Annotated in this window: 16 protein-coding genes; 2 read left to right on the top strand and 14 right to left on the bottom strand. The window is 39.8% G+C overall.

What is annotated here, in order from left to right; translation table 11 throughout:
* Positions 1-16 precede the first annotated feature (16 nt).
* Positions 17-439, bottom strand: a complete 423-nt coding sequence (locus ABMQ40_RS09160) for a RapZ C-terminal domain-containing protein (RefSeq protein ID WP_370898795.1) — start codon at positions 437-439, stop codon at positions 17-19.
* A 37-nt stretch (positions 440-476) separates the two neighbouring features.
* A complete protein-coding gene (locus ABMQ40_RS09165; RefSeq protein WP_370898797.1) occupies positions 477-1,499 on the bottom strand; it encodes an aminoglycoside phosphotransferase family protein in 1,023 nt (340 codons plus the stop codon).
* A 50-nt stretch (positions 1,500-1,549) separates the two neighbouring features.
* On the opposite strand from ABMQ40_RS09165, the gene xrtF reads away from it, so the two are divergent.
* A complete protein-coding gene (xrtF, locus tag ABMQ40_RS09170) occupies positions 1,550-2,071 on the top strand; it encodes an exosortase family protein XrtF (RefSeq protein WP_370898799.1) in 522 nt (173 codons plus the stop codon).
* Positions 2,068-2,502, top strand: a complete 435-nt coding sequence (locus ABMQ40_RS09175; protein WP_442340154.1) for an exosortase F system-associated membrane protein — start codon at positions 2,068-2,070, stop codon at positions 2,500-2,502. Before xrtF ends, ABMQ40_RS09175 begins: the two co-directional genes overlap by 4 nt.
* Here the strand turns inward: ABMQ40_RS09175 and ABMQ40_RS09180 are convergent.
* From ABMQ40_RS09180 to ABMQ40_RS09235, 12 genes are all read right to left on the bottom strand, one after another.
* Entirely contained in the window at positions 2,499-3,509 is a 1,011-nt protein-coding gene (locus tag ABMQ40_RS09180; protein WP_370898803.1) for a cation diffusion facilitator family transporter, read from the bottom strand. The two genes, ABMQ40_RS09175 and ABMQ40_RS09180, sit on opposite strands and share 4 nt — an antisense overlap.
* A 52-nt stretch (positions 3,510-3,561) precedes the next feature.
* Positions 3,562-4,581 carry an aspartate-semialdehyde dehydrogenase gene (locus tag ABMQ40_RS09185; RefSeq protein ID WP_370898805.1) on the bottom strand — a complete coding sequence of 340 codons (1,020 nt, stop codon included), beginning with the start codon at positions 4,579-4,581 and terminating at the stop codon, positions 3,562-3,564.
* A gap of 66 nt (positions 4,582-4,647) precedes the next feature.
* The gene (locus tag ABMQ40_RS09190) at positions 4,648-5,079 is read right to left on the bottom strand and encodes a hypothetical protein (RefSeq protein ID WP_370898807.1); all 432 of its coding nucleotides are present in this window, start codon (positions 5,077-5,079) and stop codon (positions 4,648-4,650) included.
* A gap of 75 nt (positions 5,080-5,154) precedes the next feature.
* On the bottom strand, positions 5,155-7,854 hold the full coding sequence (locus tag ABMQ40_RS09195) for a TonB-dependent receptor (RefSeq protein WP_370898809.1): 2,700 nt from the start codon (positions 7,852-7,854) through the stop codon (positions 5,155-5,157).
* A 210-nt stretch (positions 7,855-8,064) separates the two neighbouring features.
* On the bottom strand, positions 8,065-8,925 hold the full coding sequence (gene nadC, locus ABMQ40_RS09200; protein WP_370898811.1) for a carboxylating nicotinate-nucleotide diphosphorylase: 861 nt from the start codon (positions 8,923-8,925) through the stop codon (positions 8,065-8,067).
* Between the two features lie 11 nt (positions 8,926-8,936).
* A complete protein-coding gene (nadB, locus tag ABMQ40_RS09205) occupies positions 8,937-10,508 on the bottom strand; it encodes an L-aspartate oxidase (protein ID WP_370898813.1) in 1,572 nt (523 codons plus the stop codon).
* 31 nt (positions 10,509-10,539) lie between these two features.
* Entirely contained in the window at positions 10,540-11,166 is a 627-nt protein-coding gene (locus ABMQ40_RS09210) for an NAD(P)H-dependent oxidoreductase (protein WP_370898815.1), read from the bottom strand.
* 122 nt (positions 11,167-11,288) lie between these two features.
* A complete protein-coding gene (locus ABMQ40_RS09215; RefSeq protein WP_370898817.1) occupies positions 11,289-13,553 on the bottom strand; it encodes an FIDD domain-containing protein in 2,265 nt (754 codons plus the stop codon).
* A gap of 185 nt (positions 13,554-13,738) precedes the next feature.
* On the bottom strand, positions 13,739-15,994 hold the full coding sequence (locus tag ABMQ40_RS09220) for an FIDD domain-containing protein (protein WP_370898819.1): 2,256 nt from the start codon (positions 15,992-15,994) through the stop codon (positions 13,739-13,741).
* Between the two features lie 163 nt (positions 15,995-16,157).
* A complete protein-coding gene (rnhA, locus tag ABMQ40_RS09225) occupies positions 16,158-16,634 on the bottom strand; it encodes a ribonuclease HI (protein WP_370898821.1) in 477 nt (158 codons plus the stop codon).
* Between the two features lie 22 nt (positions 16,635-16,656).
* Positions 16,657-18,249: a replicative DNA helicase gene (gene dnaB / locus ABMQ40_RS09230; protein ID WP_370898823.1), complete on the bottom strand. Its 1,593-nt coding sequence runs from the start codon at positions 18,247-18,249 to the stop codon at positions 16,657-16,659.
* 153 nt (positions 18,250-18,402) lie between these two features.
* Positions 18,403-20,469 carry an FIDD domain-containing protein gene (locus ABMQ40_RS09235; protein WP_370898825.1) on the bottom strand — a complete coding sequence of 689 codons (2,067 nt, stop codon included), beginning with the start codon at positions 20,467-20,469 and terminating at the stop codon, positions 18,403-18,405.
* Positions 20,470-20,629 lie beyond the last annotated feature (160 nt).

Raw genomic sequence — 20,629 nt, forward strand, 5'->3', positions numbered from 1 at the left:
ATTAAGCATTTATAATTTATCGGTTGTTATTGATAAGATTAAGCTGGTGCTGCTCATCATGATGCAGGCTTATTTCCGTTCCTTCAGGGTATTTTTCTTTAATGTACTCCGCGATCTTTATCGCGCAATGAACAGACCTATGCTGTCCTCCGGTACACCCGAAATTGATCTGCAGGTTTTCAAAACCCCTTTCAAGATAATTGTCTATATTGATGGAGATAATGCTTTTTACGAGCTCAAGAAATTTAGGCATTTCAGTTTTTGTTTCCAGATATTCCTGTACGCCGGGGTCATTCCCGGTAAGGCTTTTATACTCTTCAATTCTTCCCGGGTTTAGAATTCCCCGGCAATCAAAAGTAAATCCTCCGCCGTTTCCTGATTCATCCCTGGGTATTCCTCCTTTTTTGTATGAAAAGCTATGTATATCGATGTGTAACATTTCTATTTTTAAATATTGATTATAAGATCTTAAAGATTTAACGATTCGTGATTATTGTATCTATTTTTGATTTTGTTTCTTCCAGAGACAGCTGGCGGATTACTTTTACAAGCTCAGGATAATTTTCCATACCTTTCCAGGATTGTGCCAGCCGGGAAATGTTTTGAGTTCCCTGTTCTATGCTTGAAATAAAGTGAGGCTTTCTTTGAATAAGGCCACGGAAGCCGTAAGCACCCAAAACCTGAAGAAATCTCATCAGCTGAATAGGCTTCACTGAGTTTCTTAGCTGGAGCTGTCTTTTTTCGTCCTCAAACTGCCGGATATAAAATTCGAGCATTTCATCTTTGAAGTCTTCAGGAAAATTGGCTTTTGCCTGAAAAAGAAAAGAAATGACGTCATACATCAGTGACCCTTTCGTAGCAGACTGATAATCGATGAATGAAACATTGTCCTTTTCGTCCACCATGATATTCCTTGCCTGGAAATCGCGGATCATTAATCCTTTGGGTTCAAGGCTCTCAATGAGTTGGGCTATTTCCTTAAATTCCCGGAGAAGAGTGGATTTATGATATTCAAGCTCAAGGACATCCGCGATAAAGTTTTTGAAGTAGTACAGGTCGTGGGTTACCGGTAGCTCGTCATAGATTTCATATTCAAATGTTTTCGTGAAATCTATCTGGTTGATAGTCCGGATCTGTAGCTCAAAAAGCTTTTCGAGGACCTGCTTTACCAGAAATCTTACTCTTTGGGACAAGCCTTCGCGGGATAAGATCTCCGAGAGGGTATCTTCTCCCAGAAACTCCTGTATGTATATTTTTCTGTCATCTGAAATGGCTATGATTTTAGGGGTATTAAGATGCAGCCGGGAAAATATTTCTGAATAGTAAAAAAAGCTTTCATTCTCCCGGATATTTTCATTATAGGTGACAATGTATTCCCTATTATCGGCTTTTGCCCGGAAGTTTATTCTGGCAGAACCGCTTTGAGCCAATGGAAAGAACTCAGAAGATTTTTTACCAAGATAGTTTTCAAAAAATCGTTTTGTGTTTTCAGAAGCCATAATATGGAAACAAATATACTAAATTACAGTCTAATTTTTATCTTTGCATTATGCTAAAGGATTTTAAACCGGTTTTAGGCATTTTGTTACGCTTCATCATTATATATGTAGTGCTGCTTTTTGCTTATCAGTTTTATCTGAATTACTTTAAGAAGGAGGGACTTGATCCTTATTCAAGAATGATTGCCGAGAATGTGAGGCATGTTCAGAATTATTTCAAATACCCAACCCAGCTGTTCAATGATGTAAAAGGCGAGCAGGTCTGGTTTTATGTAAAAACGGAATATACTACAAGGATGGTGGAAGGGTGCAATGCTGTTTCTGTAATAATACTGTTTATTTCATTCATCTTTGCTTTTTATAAAGGAGCTAAAACCTTTGTATTTGTACTCATCAGTCTTGTTATTCTGTATATTATGAATGTGTTACGGATCGTCGGGCTTAATATTGTGGTGCTTGATCACAAGGAATATATTAAAACGGCTCATGACTTTGTTTTTCCGGCGGTGATTTATGGGAGTGTGGTCATTCTCTGGCTGATCTGGATCAAATATTTTGCTTTAAAAAAATGAGAATGCTTAATTGGTTTTTGGTAATAGTCGGGGTTTTAGGTCTTATAGGGGTAAGAGCATTAGAAGACAGGCTTTTTTATGATCCTTTCCTTAATTATTTTCATGAAGCCAATAAGAATATTCCGTTTCCTCCATTTGAGTGGGGGAGCCTGGTCATCAGCTACTTTTTCAGGTTTATTTTGAACTTGCTTTTTTCGTGTCTGATTATTTATTTTTTATTTAGGAACAGGACGTGGACAATCCAGGGAGGCGTTCTGATTGTTTTGATCTTCGCGATTACCTTTCCTATTTACCTGTATTGTATCTATGACCGGTTTCAGATCGGATATCTTTTTTCTTTCTATATGCGGAGGTTTGTCATACAGCCGTTGATCCTGCTATTGATTATTCCGATGTTTTATTACCGCAAGCAATTATTGCAGAGAAATTAATTATTGTTTTCTGTGGCCGTATGCTTGTCGGTACCGGTTACATTTTCAGGCGTCCATTGTACCCGTTTTACGAAATTCCTTTCCCGAACCGGGCAGTCTTTGATCTGGCAGATGGGGCAGGATATATTTTTACAATCATCCATATGGAAATTGAACTCAACGCTGCGCCGGGTATTTTTAGCCAAAAGAATTATCATCTTTTCCATTTCATTATGCGCATCACGAAGGCTGTAGTACCAGGGGAGCGTAATATGGGCATCAATGTGCAGGGAAGAGCCGAATTGCTGTATCTTCATATTATGTACATCTATCCATTCTGTTCTTCTGTTACTTTCAAGTACCTGAACAATTTGTTTCAGCAGCTCAGGGTCCTGTTCATCCATGATTCCGCGTAAAGATTTGCGGACGATCCTGTAGCCGACAAAAATAATGTAAGCTCCGAAAATCAAGGCTACAACGGAATCCAGCCAGTATATTTTAGTGAAATAAACAATTATAAGGCTTATGACAACGCCCAGTGTGGTAAAGGTATCAGACTGTAGATGCTTTCCTGAAGAGATAAGGACCAGAGAATTTTCTTTCTCTCCTTTTTTTACGGATATATAGCCCAAAAGATAATTGATCACGGCCGTGGCTGCAATGATCCAGATTCCCAGATCCAGTGCTTTAAGTATTTTGCCCGTAATGAGGCTGTTGATACCTTCATAAATAATCATGATCCCTGCTATGGAGATCAATGCGCCTTCTATTCCCGAAGTTACAAATTCCACCTTGCCATGGCCGTAAGGATGGTCTTCATCTTTAGGCTTGGCAGCAAGGTGTAATGAATAGAGGCCCATAAATGCACTCACCACATTAACGATACTCTCCATGGCATCGGAAAATACCGCATCGGAACCGGTGTATTTCCAGGCAATGATTTTTCCGATGAAGAGAATGATTCCGAAAGCTGCAATTGTTCTTTGGAAGCCTATTTTATTTTTACTGATATTTTTATGAAGGTCCATAGTTTGATAAAAAAAAGAATCCCGGTTCGAGACTCTTTTTCTTTTTGTTAGTTTATACTAAGTTGTTTGCTACAAGATATTCTGCGATCTGTACCGCGTTGGTGGCTGCTCCTTTCCTCAGGTTGTCTGCAACAATCCAGAGGTTGAGCGTTTTGGGCTGCGATAGATCCCGCCTTATCCTTCCTACGAAGACTTCATCTTTTCCCTCGGAATATAAAGGCATCGGGTATTGGTTGTTTTTAACATCATCCATGACGATAACTCCCGGGGTTTCGGAAAGTATTTTTCTTACTTCATCCAGATCGAACTCATTCTCAAATTCAATGTTAACACTCTCCGAATGGCCTCCCTGAACAGGCACTCTTACAGCCGTTGCCGTTAAATTGAAAGTATCATCACCTAAAATTTTCTTAGGCTCTTTCATCAGCTTGATCTCTTCTTTGGTATAATCATCATCACCGAAAACATCGCAGTGAGGTAAGGCATTTTTGAAGATCTGATAAGGGTAGACTCTGGTACTGGTATTATTCTTATCTACCGGCTCGCCATTTGCCGAACTTTGAATTTCATAATTCAGCTGATCTACGGCGGCTTTTCCGGTTCCGGTTACAGACTGATAGGTAGAAACGATCACTCTTTTTAAATCGTACCTTTTATTTAAAGGACCCAGAACCATTACCAGCTGGATGGTAGAACAGTTGGGATTGGCAATGATCTTATCCTCCTTCGTTAAAACATCAGCATTAATTTCGGGTACAACCAGCTTTTTATCGGGGTCCATTCTCCAGGCCGAGGAATTGTCGATAACGGTAGTACCTGCTTCTGCAAACTTCGGTGCAAACTCAAGTGAAGTGGCTCCTCCGGCTGAAAAAATCGCAATATCCGGTTTGGCAGCTATAGCGTCCTTAATGCTTACAATGGTATATTCATCCTGTTTATACTTCACCTTCTTGCCGATAGATTTTTCCGAAGCTACCGGAATTAATTCTGTTACAGGGAAGTTCCTTTCCTCCAAAACTTTAAGCATAACCTGTCCAACCATTCCTGTTGAACCCACTACAGCTACTTTCATTGATTAATTAAAAATTTAAAGATTAAAACATTTAAAATTATAAATGGGTCATTTATAATTCACTACTCAGGCTCCAAAAACTCTTGCCCAAGGGAATGCAAATGTAAATAAGCCCACTGCAATCAATCCCATAATTACAATTCCTAAGGAAATAGTATCATTGGATTTTACTTTTTTATTGATAACAGTCATTAAAACTGCAGCAATCAACATTGAAAACGGATGCTCAACAAATTGAAATCTTAAATCGGCATTCTTCATTACCGCTCCCATATCCATTCCGTTTGAGATATTGGTGATCAGCATAATGATCCCCACCAGAAACTGAATGTGAAAAAAGATCATTGTGAAAAGAGTGGTTTTCTTTAAAAAGTTGTTCACCTTACCGCTAAAGCCAAACATTGTAGCTAAAAGTGCAATAATAAATAATGTCACTAAAAGAAGCTCAAGGTAACCAAAGCCTTTGTGAGCATTAAGCAAAATGTTGTAAAAATCCATATTTCAAGTTTTTGTACACAAATATAGCAAAAATCCCGGCGATAAGCCGGGATTTGATATTGATAAATCTAATTATTAGAATTTAAATGCAATGGATGCTGCCCAAGTTCTTCCAAACCCGAAATAAACAGTGTTACTAGTATCTAAACCTTTATAAAAATTTAAAGGATTGTTAATATAAGCATCGTATTTTTGTTGAGCTGTTGTGGTTACACCATTTGTAGTAGTGGTTGTAAAATCAGCTAATTCTTTAACATGATTAGAAGATTTACCGTCAGAAATATAAGTTGTATCAAATAGGTTATAAACATTTCCTGTAAGAACCAGTCTTTGACCATTACCTATATTGAATGTATATGATAAGCCTAAATCAAATAAATTATAGCTAGGATATTTTAATGCTCCTTTTTGTGCGTTTCTTGAGATTGAACCATCTGTTCCAACAAGATAATCACCATTAAAATTTACTAAACCAAAATAATTATTATAATAATTCCAGTTACTAAATATGCTTAGCTCTTTTAATGGTTTTACAGTAAATCCTAATGAAGCAGTGGTTTGTGCGGCATCAGATACCTTTACTTTATCAAAAGCAAGTGTTACCTCTGATTTTCCATTGAATAGAATTGGAGTACCATTTTCATCAAATAAAGTACCAGTAGGATTACCTTTATAATACCAATCTCCTATAGAGAACATACCGTTGAATGACAAATAATCTGTAACTTTTAGAGTTCCTTCAAATTCAATTCCCATATGGATTTCTTGAATGCCTGTTACATTTGCATAAGGTCTATTATATGATCCTCCGGCTGGATTTGGTATATTAGGTAGGTTAGTAAATCTTTGATATCTGTCTTTCCAAGATGTGTAATATAAATTGACATTACCGTTGAAAATTTTACTTCTGAACCCATATCCTAGTTCAGCAGAAGCAATTTTTTCATTTGTTAATAATGGATTTACAATTTGCTGGTTTCCTGTAGCTCTACCATCTGGTGAGTTAAAATTAGGGTCTGCAGGGTTTGCAGAAGCAAGCGGAGAATTAAATACTGCATTAAAGTTTGGCTGCTTAGAATAATAACCAACGTTGGCGAAAACGTTACTTCTATCATCGATATTATAGTTAACACCGGCTTTGGCGTTAAATCCGAACAAATATTTCATATCTGTCTTTTTTGTAACTGCCTGTCCTTGCTGAATCGTCACACCATCAATAATCCAGTTATCAATTCTACTATACCCTTGTTCTGATGCAGAACCTTGAACGAAAGCAGAAATTTTATCATTGGTGTATTCAATTTGTCCAAATATTCCTCCCCATAGGACTTCACCGTTATAATTTCTATAAACAATTTGATTTTTATCTTTTACAGCTTTGGCAAACGGATTTGCTGAAGGTTTAGGATCCTGAACTAAAGTAACATCATATCCACCAGGAATATTCATATTATCTTTCTCAATATATTTAGTATTACCCCAGAGTTCAGTTAAAACGCCAGGATGGTATCCATAGTAATATCTTCCATCAAAACCGACTGAAAAATTCCAGTTTTCATTAATTTTGTGTTGGAAATTAGTAAGTATCCCATACCAGTCGTGAGAGTTTATACTTGCTCTTCTTGTTAGTCCATTGGTTCTTGTTGCTATACCAGGAGTAGCATTCACATTGCCAAACCCTGCTACAGCAGCTCCCTGATTCCATGCAACAATATCATCGAATCTAATTAAACCATCTGCAGTCTTAGGAAGGCTGTTAATATTTGTACCATTGATACTACCCATTACACCTGTTCCTCCTCCTCTACCCCAAGAGGCATATCCTACAGTTGACAATTTTGATTTTTCAGAGATTTTCCAATCCCAGTTGATAGATGCTACGGGTTTACTGTAGAAATTAATAGATTGAGACATTACATCTCCGTTAAGATATCCCCAATTAGAATTATATCTTCTGTTTGGTTCGTCTACACCGTTTCCATATTTAATGAAATTTGCAATTGAGCTTTGGAAGTTCTGCATATGCCATTGTGGAGCACCAGTAAATGTAAATTGGAAATCATGTTTTTGATTTGGTTGATAACCTAATGCAAAATAATAGTTATAAGCTTCGAATTTACTGGCATCAATATAAGTGGAGCCTGAAGTTCTACTCATTAGGAATGAAGTGGACCAGCCTTTGGCATTTTTTCCAGTGTTATAAGAAAACAAGGTTTTTAAATAACCATCATTACCTACACCAACCATTACATTTCCTTCTCTTTTTTTATCGGCAGCTCTCGTAATAATATTAATTGTACCTCCTACAGAAGCAATTGCTAGTTTAGAAGAGCCTAAACCTCTTTGTATTTGCATTGCAGAGGTTACATCAGAAAGACCTGCCCAGTTAGACCAATATACAGTTCCTCCTTCCATGTCATTTACGGGAACGCCATTGATCATTACGGCAGTATTGTTTGTATCAAAACCTCTAATATTTAGACGCCCATCACCAAAACCACCACCACCTTTAGCAGAATAAATTGATGGTGTCGTTTTTAAAATCTCCGGGAATTCCTGATTCCCTAGTCTTTCAACAATTTGTGCTTCTTTGATTGTTGAAACTGCAACCGGTGTTTTTCTATCTTTAGCAATGTCAGCAACACCTGTTAATACAACTTGTTCAATGTCTTTGGATCTCGTATTGACAGTATCCTGAACCTGTTGAGCATAATAAACACTAGCTGTAGAAAGAGAAATTGCTACAGTTAGCATTGATTTGTTGATTAATTTCATAATCGTTAGTAATAGTTAGATTTAAATTTTATGCAAAATTCGGTAAATATATTTTAACTATTATTAACTTAACGTTAATTTTTAATCAGTCTTAATAAGGTTTAAGTTGATGATTTTCAATGCATTGCATTGTATTTGTATTTTATCATGAAAAAAATCATATTATTTTTTATTTAGCAAAGTGGGGTTATTTTTGCTAAAAATGCAATGCTATTTCACCGCTTTGAGACTCATATCGATGTTTCCGGCAGAGTGGGTAAGGGCTCCGGCTGAGATATAGGTTACCCCGGTGGATGCAATTTCCTTCAGCATATCGCGGGTAATGCCCCCCGAAGCTTCAGTCTCACATGTACCTTTGATCATGTCAACGGCCTGCTTCATCGTGGGAATATCCATATTGTCCAGCATGATCCTGTCCACTTTAGCGTTGATAGCTTCCTGAACTTCATCCAGATTTCTGGTTTCCACTTCAATCTTCAGCTTCTTTTTATTTTTCTTGATATAGTCTTTAGCCATTTTTACGGCATTGGTGATGCTTCCGTTATAGTCAATATGATTGTCTTTCAGCATAATCATATCATAAAGACCATACCGGTGATTGGTTCCGCCTCCTATCGCTACTGCCCATTTTTCACATATCCTGAAGTTCGGAGTCGTTTTTCTGGTGTCCAGTAATTTTGTTTTGGTTCCAACCAGCCTTGAATCCCAATCCTGGGTGAGGGTAGCGATGCCGCTCATTCTTTGCATGCAGTTGAGAATAAGCCTTTCCGTAGATAGGATAGACCTGGCGCTTCCCGTGACAATAAAAGCTGTATCACCTACTTTCGCTGTTTCGCCATCCTTAATAAAAATATCCATCTTTAGATTTTTATCAAAAGTCTTGAAGATCATTTCCGCAAGCTCTACGCCGGCCAGGATACAGTCTTGTTTTATCAAAAGCTTTGCACTCTGCACCAGATCTTTTGGAATAGTAGAAAGGGTAGAGTGGTCACCATCCTGAATATCTTCTTCCAGGGCATTTTTGATGAATGTTTTAAGTGCTTTATCGGTTAGGTAGTTTGGTCTCTTCATATGAATATACTTTAAGCTAAATCTTTATTATAAAATGCACCTTTATTTTCCTTCATTTCCATGGATTGGGTGATGATGAGGTGAGCTACGGTGGTCAGGTTCCTGAGCTCTGATAATTGAGGTGAAAGAATGGAATAGTGGTAGATCTCATCTACTGCGGCTGCAATTTCCTGGTGCTTTTGCAGAGCCATGTTCAGACGTCTGTTACTGCGTACAATACCTACCAGGTCACTCATCATTTCCTGAAGCTGTTTTCTGAGATAGGTGATGATCACCATTTCATCCATAATTTTCATTCCTTCTTCATTCCATTCCGGAACCGCTTTTAAATCGTCGAAGTTGAAATTATTTTCATTTAACAATTCTACGGTTTTCATGGCTGCATTATGGCCGAATACCAGGCCTTCGAGCAGGGAGTTTGAAGCCAGCCTGTTGGCGCCATGAAGCCCGGAATTAGTGCATTCTCCCACAGCAAATAAATTTTTGATGGAAGACTGCCCGTCTTTATCAATTTCGATTCCTCCCATCAGGTAATGGCATGCAGGGACCACGGGGATAAGCTGGGTGAAAGGATCTATTCCTTCTTTTTTACATTTTTTATAAATGTTGGGGAAATGCTCCAGAAACTTTTCTTTATTCATTTCCCGGCAATCCAGGCCCACATATTCATCTCCGGAAATTTTCATCTCATTGTCGATGGCTCTTGCCACAATATCTCTGGAAGCGAGTTCTTCACGCGCATCATATTTATGCATGAATTTCTCATTCTTCTTTGTTTTCAGTATGGCGCCGTCTCCACGTACGGCTTCCGAGATCAGAAACAGCATGCCATCAATTTTGCTGTACAAAGCCGTAGGGTGAAACTGGTAATATTGCATGTTGGAAACCTTACCTTTTGCACGGGCTACAAAAGCGATCCCGTCCCCTGTCGCAATTGTCGGGTTGGTTGTATTCTTATAAACATGGCCTGCTCCTCCGGTGGCAACAAGAGTTATCTTAGAGGTTATCTTTTTGATTTTTTTTGATTTTTCATCCAGAATATAAGCACCATAACAATGGATATCTCCTTCATCCAGTTTTTTTCCGGGAACATGGTGCTGGGTGATAATATCAATTACATAATGATGATCTAAAATTTCAATATTAGGACTATTGTTAGCCGTTTCCAATAGGGCCCGTTCAATCTCAAACCCGGTAATGTCCTTATGGTGTACAATTCTGTTTTCGGTGTGGCCTCCTTCTCTACCCAGGGCAAATTTTCCGTTTTTCATATCGAAATTAGCCCCCCATTCCACAATTTCATTGAATCTGGCCGGTGCTTCCCTTACAACCATTTCCACTACATCCCGTTTGTTTTCGCCATCCCCGGCACGCATGGTATCTTCAATATGCTTTTCAAAATTATCTTTCTTGAAGTCTGTAACCACTGCCAGGCCACCTTGTGCATATTTGGTATTGCTCTCATCTTCGTCAGATTTGGTAACGATGATTATTTTAGCATCAGGTTTTAGTTTGGAAACTTTAATGGCATAAGAAAGTCCCGAAATTCCGGAACCAATTACTAATACATCCGCTTTTATCATTATGCTTTCTTTAAGTACAATCGTCTAAATATTAAATAAATTTAAACAATTTTTCGTTTGGTTTTCTTACTTTTTTCATATGCTGAAAATGGTCTTCTTCTGATCGGTAGCCCAAAGCAAGGGTCACGGTTACTTTTTCTGTTTCAGGATCAATATTCAGAATTTCTTCGATCAGATCCTGCCGGAAACCTTCCATGGGGCAGGTGTCAATATTTTCAATGGCAGCAGCATACATCATATTGGCCAGAACTATATAGGACTGCTTTTCCGCCCAATTGAATATCTCATCACTGGTTTTCTGGCTGATATGCTGGCTGATACTCTTTTTAAAAAGATCCAGCTTCTCCAAAGGAACATCTCTTACTTCAGAGATATGATGAAAATAACCCCGGATGTAGCTTTCGTCAATTATTTTTTTTGAAATGATAACAATAAGATGTGAACAGGTGGATATCTGGGATGGATTATAGAAAGCCGGAATTAATTTTTGCTTCATTTCCTCACTTTCTACCACTAAAATTTTATAAGGCTGGAGGCCGAGAGAGCTTGCAGACAGCTTTCCCGACTCAAGAATATTGTGTAATGTTTCCTGAGGAATGATTTGCTGATTAAATTTTTTTACAGAATATCTTCTGCTTAAAGCTTCCAAATAATTCATATTACAAATTTAAGAATTGAATATGAATAAAGTATGTTTTAAACTAAATATCTCGATTGTTTCAACAAATAAAAAGAATCGCTTCAGCGAAGCGATTCTTTTTAATAATATTTATTGAAATCTTAATCTCTGTTTTTCACCAGTATCCATCCTGAAAATTTAATGGAAGTATTTTTCTTGTCATTTTCATTCCAGGTTACGGAATACCAATAGCTTCCTGTAGGAACTCTTCTTCCTCCCACGGTTCCGTCCCATCTGTATTTATTGGATTTGTCTCCCTGGTAGATCTGGGCACCATATCTGTCGAAAATACTGAATACGAGATTCTGCTTCTCACCAAGCTCAGAGTAATCGATCACATCGTTGATACCGTCTCCGTTCGGAGTGATCACATTGATCAGGTTTGGAACGGTGATTTCCACCTTTATAGGGTCACAGTCATAGGAATCTTTTACATATACCGTGGCTACTCCTCTCGAAACATTTTTAAATACATTGGAATCCTGCCAGTTAACATTATCCATTGAATATTGATAAGGAGGAGTTCCACCGGTTACATTCACAGTGACGGTACTGCCTGAAATATCAACATAAGTGATGACAGGTTGTTCAGAAGGGTATACCTTTACGGTCTGTGTAGCCGTGCATTCTCCTGTTTTCAGCTTCACCCAGTAAGTACCCACCCCTACATCGGTAATAGTCTGGGTGGTTGCTCCCGTACTCCACTCATAGCTTGCAAATCCGGGACCTGCATCCAGAGTGGTGGTATCTTCCATACAGATGATCTTATCTTTCAAAACTGTGGAATATACTGGAGGGGTTACGATCAGGGTGACCTTAGCCACGGCATAGCAGCCATTTGAGTTGATCACTTTTACATACACTACACCGTTCGGGGCGATATAGGCTGCCGGATTGGAAATCTCGTTGGTCCCGTTTACGGCATCAGTTAAGGACGGATAGTACTTTTTGGTCACGCCAAACAGGGTAGTAACTGTTGCAGCCGTAAGATTGAACGAAGCTGTCGACGGATTAGACTCAATGAAGCAGGATCTTAATGTGGCTTCCGTTACCGTAACCACAGGGAAGATGTTTAAAGTAATTTCTGCCACGTCCACGCAGCCCTGCGGAGTTGTTACTTTTACGAAAATAGTGGCGGCAGGAGAAAGATAGGCCGTAGGGTTTGTAATCTCATTGATGCCGTTGTTCAGGTCGTACATGGTATTGTAGTATTGCTTGGTAGCTCCCGGAACACCGGTGACCGCAGCAGATGTAAGATCAAATATGGCCCCTCCTGTATTGTTATTATCACATCCTGTTAAGGAGGCATCATCCGCTGCGAATGGAGTGGGATTAAGCTGTATGACCCCATCACCATTGTCACATAATGTGGAAGACGGATCTTTCACCACTACGGTAATGGTTGTATTCCCTGTATATTGAAAGTTTGCAGGGTTCGCTATAGGAGTTGAATTACCCAGGACATAATAGGTAAATACATAGTTAGCCGGATTGTTGACAAACTGTGATTCATAAGCTGTTAAATCTATGGAGCCGTTACCGGTTGCCGGGTTCAGACATACGAAAGGAGTAACGGAATTGGTCAGGATTGGGACCTTGTCAATATAAACCTTTACATTCTTAACGGAGTTTCTTGCTGAAGCTCCACCGGTAGAGGCCGAGAATCCGAAATAGCCCTGGGTCATGGTGGCTGCACCTGCATCCGGGGCAAAGGATTGTGAAACAATGGTGTTGCCATCAATTTTTATAGTAATGATCCAGTTGGCCGGATTGGTAAGGTCTACTTCACCGGTCACCTCCGCATGTTTATAGTTAGGTCCTACAAAAGGCTGGGTAGGGTTTAGATCCGGCGAATGGAAAGAGCTTCCGGGAACATTATAAAATTCTATATTGTTCGTATCCGTAGTATTGGGAACTAATCCGTAAGCTAAGTGTACCTTGCTCATCTGGCCTTGGGTGGTATTATTGAAAATATCAAAACCCACCATCAGGCCGACCGCATTCTGAGGAATGCCCAGTCCTGATCCCTGCTGGCTGGTGATCGGCGGATTGGCGAGATACCAGAAGGCAAATCCATCTCCACGCCCCAACCCGGGCTGTCCGTTCCCGTCAATTCTGAAATCGAACTCAACTTTCCACTTGTCGCAGTATTTCAGGTTAATAGGGTCATCGAGTTTTATAGCTCCGGATCGGTTTCCCAGATCATCGGTAAGCATTATAAAATCTCCGTTTACAGCTGCTGTAGGAACTACTGTCCATCCCGTGGTATTTACAGGATTGCCCACAAGCTGGTATGTTTGTGAAAACAGTTTTCCGGATAAGCAGAATAATGTGATAAAAAAGTAAGTAAGTAGATTTTTTTTCATTGAAATGAGTTGGTTATTTGTTAATGTTGTAAAAGTATTAAATTTTATCTGGTTATCATTTAATAAAAATTCAATTTATTATTCAATTTATCAATGATACGCTAAGATTTTAAGTATCATTATAATTTACTATAAAGATGATAAAAAAGGTCATTGCTGGTAGAGCAACGACCTTTTTAAATAAATTATTCTCTGTTTTTTACCAATATCCAGCCTGAATATTTTGTCTGAGTATTATTTTTATCATTTTCATTCCAGGAAATGGTAAACCAATATGTACCGGTTACCATTTTTTTACCGAAGGCGGTACCGTCCCAAGTATAATTTCTTATTTTATCGGCTTCATACAGCTTATTCCCATATCTGTCATATACTGTAAATACCAGATTCTTCTTGTAAGCCAAAGCGGAGTAATCAATAAAGTCATTTTTGTTATCTCCGTTAGGGGTGATGGCATTAAGCAGGTTAGGAACCGTGATCTGAACGTGGATAGGCTCGCAGTTATATGAATCTTTTACATAAACCACTACTTCACCTCTCTTCAGATCGCCGAAAAAGTTTGAATCCTGCCAGTTCACTCCGTCAAGTGAATATTTGTATGGTGGTGTACCTCCGTTCACATTCACCGTAATTGTATTGTTACTGATATCTATACTGGAAATTACCGGCTGAGGGGCAGGGTTCACTTTTACAATCTGCATCGTGATACAATTGCCCGTTTTCAGTTTTACCCAGTAAAGTCCCACGGGAACTCCCTGTATCGACTGTGTGGTGGCACCGGTACTCCATTCATAACCATCGAAGCCGGGGCCCGCGTCCAGTGTTGTTCTTTCATCTATACAGATCGTTTTATCTTTTAATACTGAAGATTGTACCGGCGGAAGCACCTTAAGGGTGATTTTAGCGATCATGTAGCACCCGAGAGTATTGGTGATCTTAACATATACATCCGTGCTGGTAGAAATATAAGCGGTTGGGTTTGCAATTTCGTTGGTTCCGTTCAACGCATTGGCGATCGAGGTATAATATTTTTTTGTAATACCTGTTTCGGAAGTTACATTAGCTGAGGTAAGGTCAAAAGCAGCCGTTGAAGGAGCTGTACCAATAAAGCAGGATTCCAGGATAGCATCGTTTACCGGAATTTCGGGATGAAAAGCCAGCGTAATGGGTGCAGATCCGGTACATCCTAATGGAGTCGTTACTTTTACATAAACGGTTCCGGCAGAAGACAGAAAGCTTGCAGGGTTTGTGATTGCATTGGTCTCTGCGTTAAGATCGGCTAATGTTTTGTAGTATTTCATAGTGGAGCCTGCCGGGGCATTTACATCGGCGAGGGTCAGGTTGAAAATCGCCGATCCCACATTATTGTTGTTGCACTCGGTAAGTGTGGCCGGTGTGGCATTAAAGGGGGAAAGTGTTAAATGTATCTGGCCATCCGGATTGTCACATAAAATTCCGGCATTGTCTTTTACTACCACGGTAATCGTTGTATCGGCATTAAACTGGAAGTTTGAAGGATTTGCAATAGGAGTTGAGCTGCCCAGCACGTAATAAGTAAAGGTATAGTTGCCGGGGGTAGATACAAATTGATTTTGATAGGAGGTCAGGTTGGCAGTTCCCATACCGGTTGATGGGTTAGGGCAGAATGTATCGGTTACACTATCTTGCAGGATGGCAACCTTATCCGTATAGATTTTTACATTTTTAATGGAATGTCTGGATCTGTTCCCTCCTGTGGAAGCTGAAAATCCGAAGTAGCCTACCGTCATTCCGGCTGCAGTACCTGAAGGCGCAAAAGATTGGTTACAGATCTGGTTCCCGTCTATTGTTATTTTTACGATCCAGTTGGCGGGAGCAGCAGGATCTACCTCGGCTGTCACTTCAACGTGCTTATAGTTAGGACCCTGAAAAGGAAGGGTGGTATTCATATCCGGTGAGTGGAAAGAGCTCCCCGGGACGTTGAAAAACTCTACGTTGTTATTATCAGTAGTATTGGCAACCTGGCCGTATGCAACGTGTACTTTGCTCATTACAGCTGTAGTCGTGTTATTGTAGGTATCAAATCCTACAATGAAGCCTACCGCGTTTTGAGATACTCCGAGACCGGAACCCAGCACACTGGCAACCGGCGGATTTGCAAGATACCAAAACGCAATACCGTCTCCGTTAGCAGTTTGGTTCGAGTCCATTCTGAAATCAAATTCTACTCTCCACTTATCACAATATTTTAAGTTGATAGGGTCATTCAGCCTGATAGATCCGGACTGGTTGTTGAGATCCGGGGTAAGCTGGATAAAATCAGTATTTACTACTGTGGGAGCCACCATGGTCCACCCTGTGGTATTGACAGGATTTCCCGTTAGCTGATATGTTTGTGATAAAAGTTTTCCTGATAGGCAGAATAATATAAGAGTAAAATAAAGCAGTAATTTTTTATTCATTTAATTATGACACTTTTAATTAGACATGTAAAGATATTAAATCTTAGTTTATAAATGTATAATTAATGTTAAATTAACGAAAAATGATGTGTACTTTATAATGAATGATAATTATAAATAAAAAACGTGGAAGAGTATTGGCTGAATTTAGATTGAATTTAAATTAGAAAAGAGAATTGTTCTCCAGATTTTCAAAATAAACATCCACTTCAAGATTGCTTGAGTTCGATGCTGCCACGGCAAGCTTATCACATAATTCATTTTCGAAATGGCCGGCATGGCCTTTTATCCAGTGCATCTTAGGATGATGCTTATTATATAATGCTACAAACTTCTGCCACAGATCAGGATTTTTTACATTTTTCCAGCCTCTTTTTATCCAGCCTGAGATCCAGTTTTGATTGATGGCGTCAGCAACATATTTGCTGTCTGTATAAATATGGATATCGTTTTCCGTAGATTTTAGCTTTTCCAGAGCCGTAATTACAGCCAGAAGCTCCATTCTGTTGTTGGTGGTCTTCCTGAATCCCTTGGAGAATGTTTTCTGATAATTTTTTTCAGGTACGCGCATGAGGATCCCGAACCCTCCTTTTCCGGGATTTCCGCTACAAGCTCCGTCAGTATATATTTCGATTTTCAAATCCTGCTGTGGGTAGGTTTATTTAGAACGGAAAATCATCATCGTCATCCAGATCATTCATGGAGGAGCCTGAAAGCTGCGAATTATCCGGAAGATCAAAGGCTGCACCCGGCTGAATGGTTGTTTTTATCCTGTCAAAGCCACTAGGCTCGTTGGAATTGAAATTATTGGATACCGGATATCCGCCTGCACCACCGAAAGCAGCTTCAATGTCTCCGAATTTTGCGATGTTTTTAAGAAAGGAGAGCCTTACATCAGCGGTGGCACCGTTCCTGTGTTTTGCAATGATAAGTTCCGCCTGGTTTTCCGTTGAGGTTTCCTGGCCTTCTTCGTCATTATCCCACACAGCGATTTTATAATATTCAGGCCTGAAGATGAAAGATACAATGTCGGCATCCTGCTCGATGGCTCCGGATTCCCTTAGGTCTGAAAGCTGTGGCCTTTTTCCGGGACGTGCCTCCACACTTCTCGATAACTGGGAAAGAGCTATAACCGGAACATTCAATTCCTTGGCAATGGCTTTGAGAGAACGTGAGATCATGGCGATCTCCTGTTCACGGTTCCCGGTTCCTTTTCCGCCACCGCTCGCGGTCATCAGCTGAAGGTAGTCCACCATGATAAGTTTCACACCATGCTGCATTACCAGTCTCCGGCATTTGGCGCGGAAATCGAATATAGAAAGGGAAGGGGTTTCATCGATATAAAGAGGAGCATTTTCCAGCTCTGAGACATTCGAGAACAGCCTTTGCCATTCATCATCATCCAGCGTACCTTTTCTTAGCTTTTCAGAGGAAATCCCTGTTTCAGAGGCGATCATCCTGGTGATAAGCTGTACGGATGCCATCTCAAGGGAGAAAAGCGCCATAGGGATTTTGTGGCCTACAGCAATATTTCTTGCCATAGAAAGTAGGAAAGCCGTTTTACCCATTGCGGGACGGGCTGCAATAATGATGAGGTCAGAGTTTTGCCAGCCTCCGGTTTCCTTATCCACATCCCGGAACCCTGAAGGGATTCCTGAGAGCCCTTGTTTGTCTTTCAGGGATTTAATCGTGTCTATCGCCTGTTTCACCAATGAGTTAGCGGTGTCGAAACCCTTTTTGATGGTTCCGTTTGTGATCTCAAAAAAAGACTGTTCAGCTTTATCCAAAAGCTCGAAAACGTCTGTTGATTCCTTGTAAGCAGAATCAATTACATTTGCCGAAACATTAATTAAGCTCCTTAAAATATATTTTTCGAGGATAACACGTACATGGTATTCAATATGGGCAGACGAGGTTACTCCCATTGTTAGATCAATGATATAATGATCGCCGCCTGCTGCATGCAGTTTATCTTCTTTCTTAAGATCCTGGATGATCGTCATCAGATCAACAGGATGGTTTCCTTCATATAGCTTTAAAATGGTAGCAAAAATTACCTGATGTCTCGGGTCATAAAAAACTTCCGGCGTGAGCAGGTCGATGGAATGGTCAAGCCCTTTCTTATCAATTAAGAAAGTTCCGATGACCAGTCTTTCAAAATCCACTGCGTTAGGAGGCATTTTTCCATCAGCAATCGACAACTCTTTCGCAAAGTTTCCGTGGGTAAGAGATGATAAAGTTTCTTTCTGCGCCATACTGCAAAGATAGTTTATTTGAAAAATAATCTGAAAATAGTAATTAACAAATTGTTCCCAAATTAAGCTAAAATGCTATTAATAAAAGATATGGAGTGTTAATAAAAAAATTACCCCGGTACCGGGGTAATTTCAAGTATTTGAAAATTAATGTTATTCTCTGTTTTTTACCAATATCCATCCGCTGTATTGGGTCTGTGTATTGTTTTTATCATTCTCGGTCCAGGAGATGGTATACCAGTAAGTGCCGGTCAATATTTTTTTACCGTTGGAGGTACCATCCCATTTATAATTTCTGATCTTATCAGCCTGATAAAGTTTGTTTCCGTAACGGTCATAAACGGTGAATACCAGATTTTTCTTATAAGCCAGAGCCGAATAATCTACATAGTCATTGATGTTATCCCCATTAGGCGTAATGGCGTTAAGGAGGTTCGGAACTGTAACCTGAACATCAACAGGGATACAATCAAACGAATCTTTTACGTATACCTTAACCTCTCCTCTCGGAAGATTGGTGAATACATTCGAATCTTGCCAGTTGGTTCCGTCCAGTGAATATTGATATGGAGCCTGACCACCTGAAACATTTACAGTAATGGTGTTGTTTGAAATGTCTATGCTGCTGATAACAGGCTGCTGAGAAGCGTATACATACACCTCCTGCACGGTATAGCATTCTCCTGTTTTTAATTTAACCCAGTAAGAGCCAACTCCCACACCCTGTATTGATTGGGTAGTAGCTCCTGTGCTCCATTCGTATCCGTCAAATCCAGGGCCGGCATCCAGATCAGTTCTGTCTTCCATACAGATGGTCTTATCTTTCAGGATATTGGAATATACCGGAGGCAATACTACAAGGTTTATTTTAGAAATGGCAAAACAGCCGTCCATATTGGTTACTCTTACATATACTGTAGTACTGGTTGAGATATACGCAGTTGGATTTAAAATCTCATTGGTCTGGGCCATCGCATTATTGAACGTTGTATAGAACTTCTTGGTGCCTGGCTGCGTGGTGACATTGGCAGAAGTCAGGTCAAAAGCAGCTGTTGAGATATTGGTTTCTATATAGCAGGATTCAATAGTGGCATCATTTACTGTTACTACCGGCAGGAATAAAAGGGTGATGGTGGCATCATCAGAACATCCGTCTACAGAAGTCACTTGCACATACACGGTTCCTTCAGCAGATACATAGCTTGAAGGATTGGTAATCTCATTGGTTCCCGCGTTTAGGTCATTAAGTGTAGGATAATATTTTTTAGTGGCATTAGGATCCCCGAAGACATCAGCCACGGTCAGATCAAAGGTTGCCGTACCTGCGCCATTATTATTACAGGCATAGATGGTAGCGTTATTGGCCGTAATATTACCTTGCTTGAATTTAAATTTATCGATCTGCCTGCAGCTGTTGATGGGGTTATCCGGATTCGTAGGATCCTGGTAATGGATACTGTAATAATATATTGTTGTTCCGTCTACCGTTATTGGTGTTGTAATCGGGTTGGCTCCGGTAAGAGCATCGTTGGAATTATAATGATAGGTTACCTCAAAATTGGCATTACCGTTTACAATACCGGAAGTTAAAGTACTGAAATCAAATTGTGTAGGCAGCTGGCACTTAAGGATCTCATTTGGCGCATCCGGTGTGGCACCAGGGGTTCCCGGAGTTACAAACGGGTGAGGGGTAAGGTTCGGATCATTAAAAGGTGAAGCCAGAGTGGAAGTACCACCCCAGGTCATGGAGAAGCCCGCGGTATTATTGGAATAATTATCAATAACCAGATAATAGGTTTCACCAGGTAAAACATCCATATATTTTACAAATCTGTCGCCACCGGCACCTTCCGTAGTATCGGTGGATGTCATATCCAGACCGGTAGGACCCGTTCCCCCGGCAAAAGAACACCTTACGGGAGTTCCAAAGTTGGAGCATTGCGCATTCGGGCCGTATACTCCCCAGTCATAATCTGCCGCTCCGTTGGGCGTAATGACAAACGTCAATGTACCCGCTGTAGCGACTGTAAACTTATACCATACAGAAAAGTTTTCATCGTCTGTCAGGCAGCCCCCCAGATCTTCCAGAATATTTCCCGGACCTGAAGGAGTGTAGGAAATATCTGAATTTCCACACACGGCAATTGCAGTAGGACAATCCGATTGAGAAAAGTATAGTTGTGAAAAGGATAAAAGTAAAAGGAATAGTAATTTTCTCATTGTTAATGATTTTAATAGACAAATTTAACAAAAATATCATCAAAACATTATGTTAAATAAAAAAACCGCAGTTTAAAGCGGTTTCTTTTTCATATTTTGAATTATATTAATCTCTGTTTTTCACCATAACCCATCCTGAGTATTTGAACGGTGTATTCTT

It is taken from the genome of Chryseobacterium gossypii, assembly GCF_041361455.1.
In the GTDB taxonomy this organism is placed as follows: Bacteria; Bacteroidota; Bacteroidia; order Flavobacteriales; family Weeksellaceae; genus Chryseobacterium; species Chryseobacterium gossypii.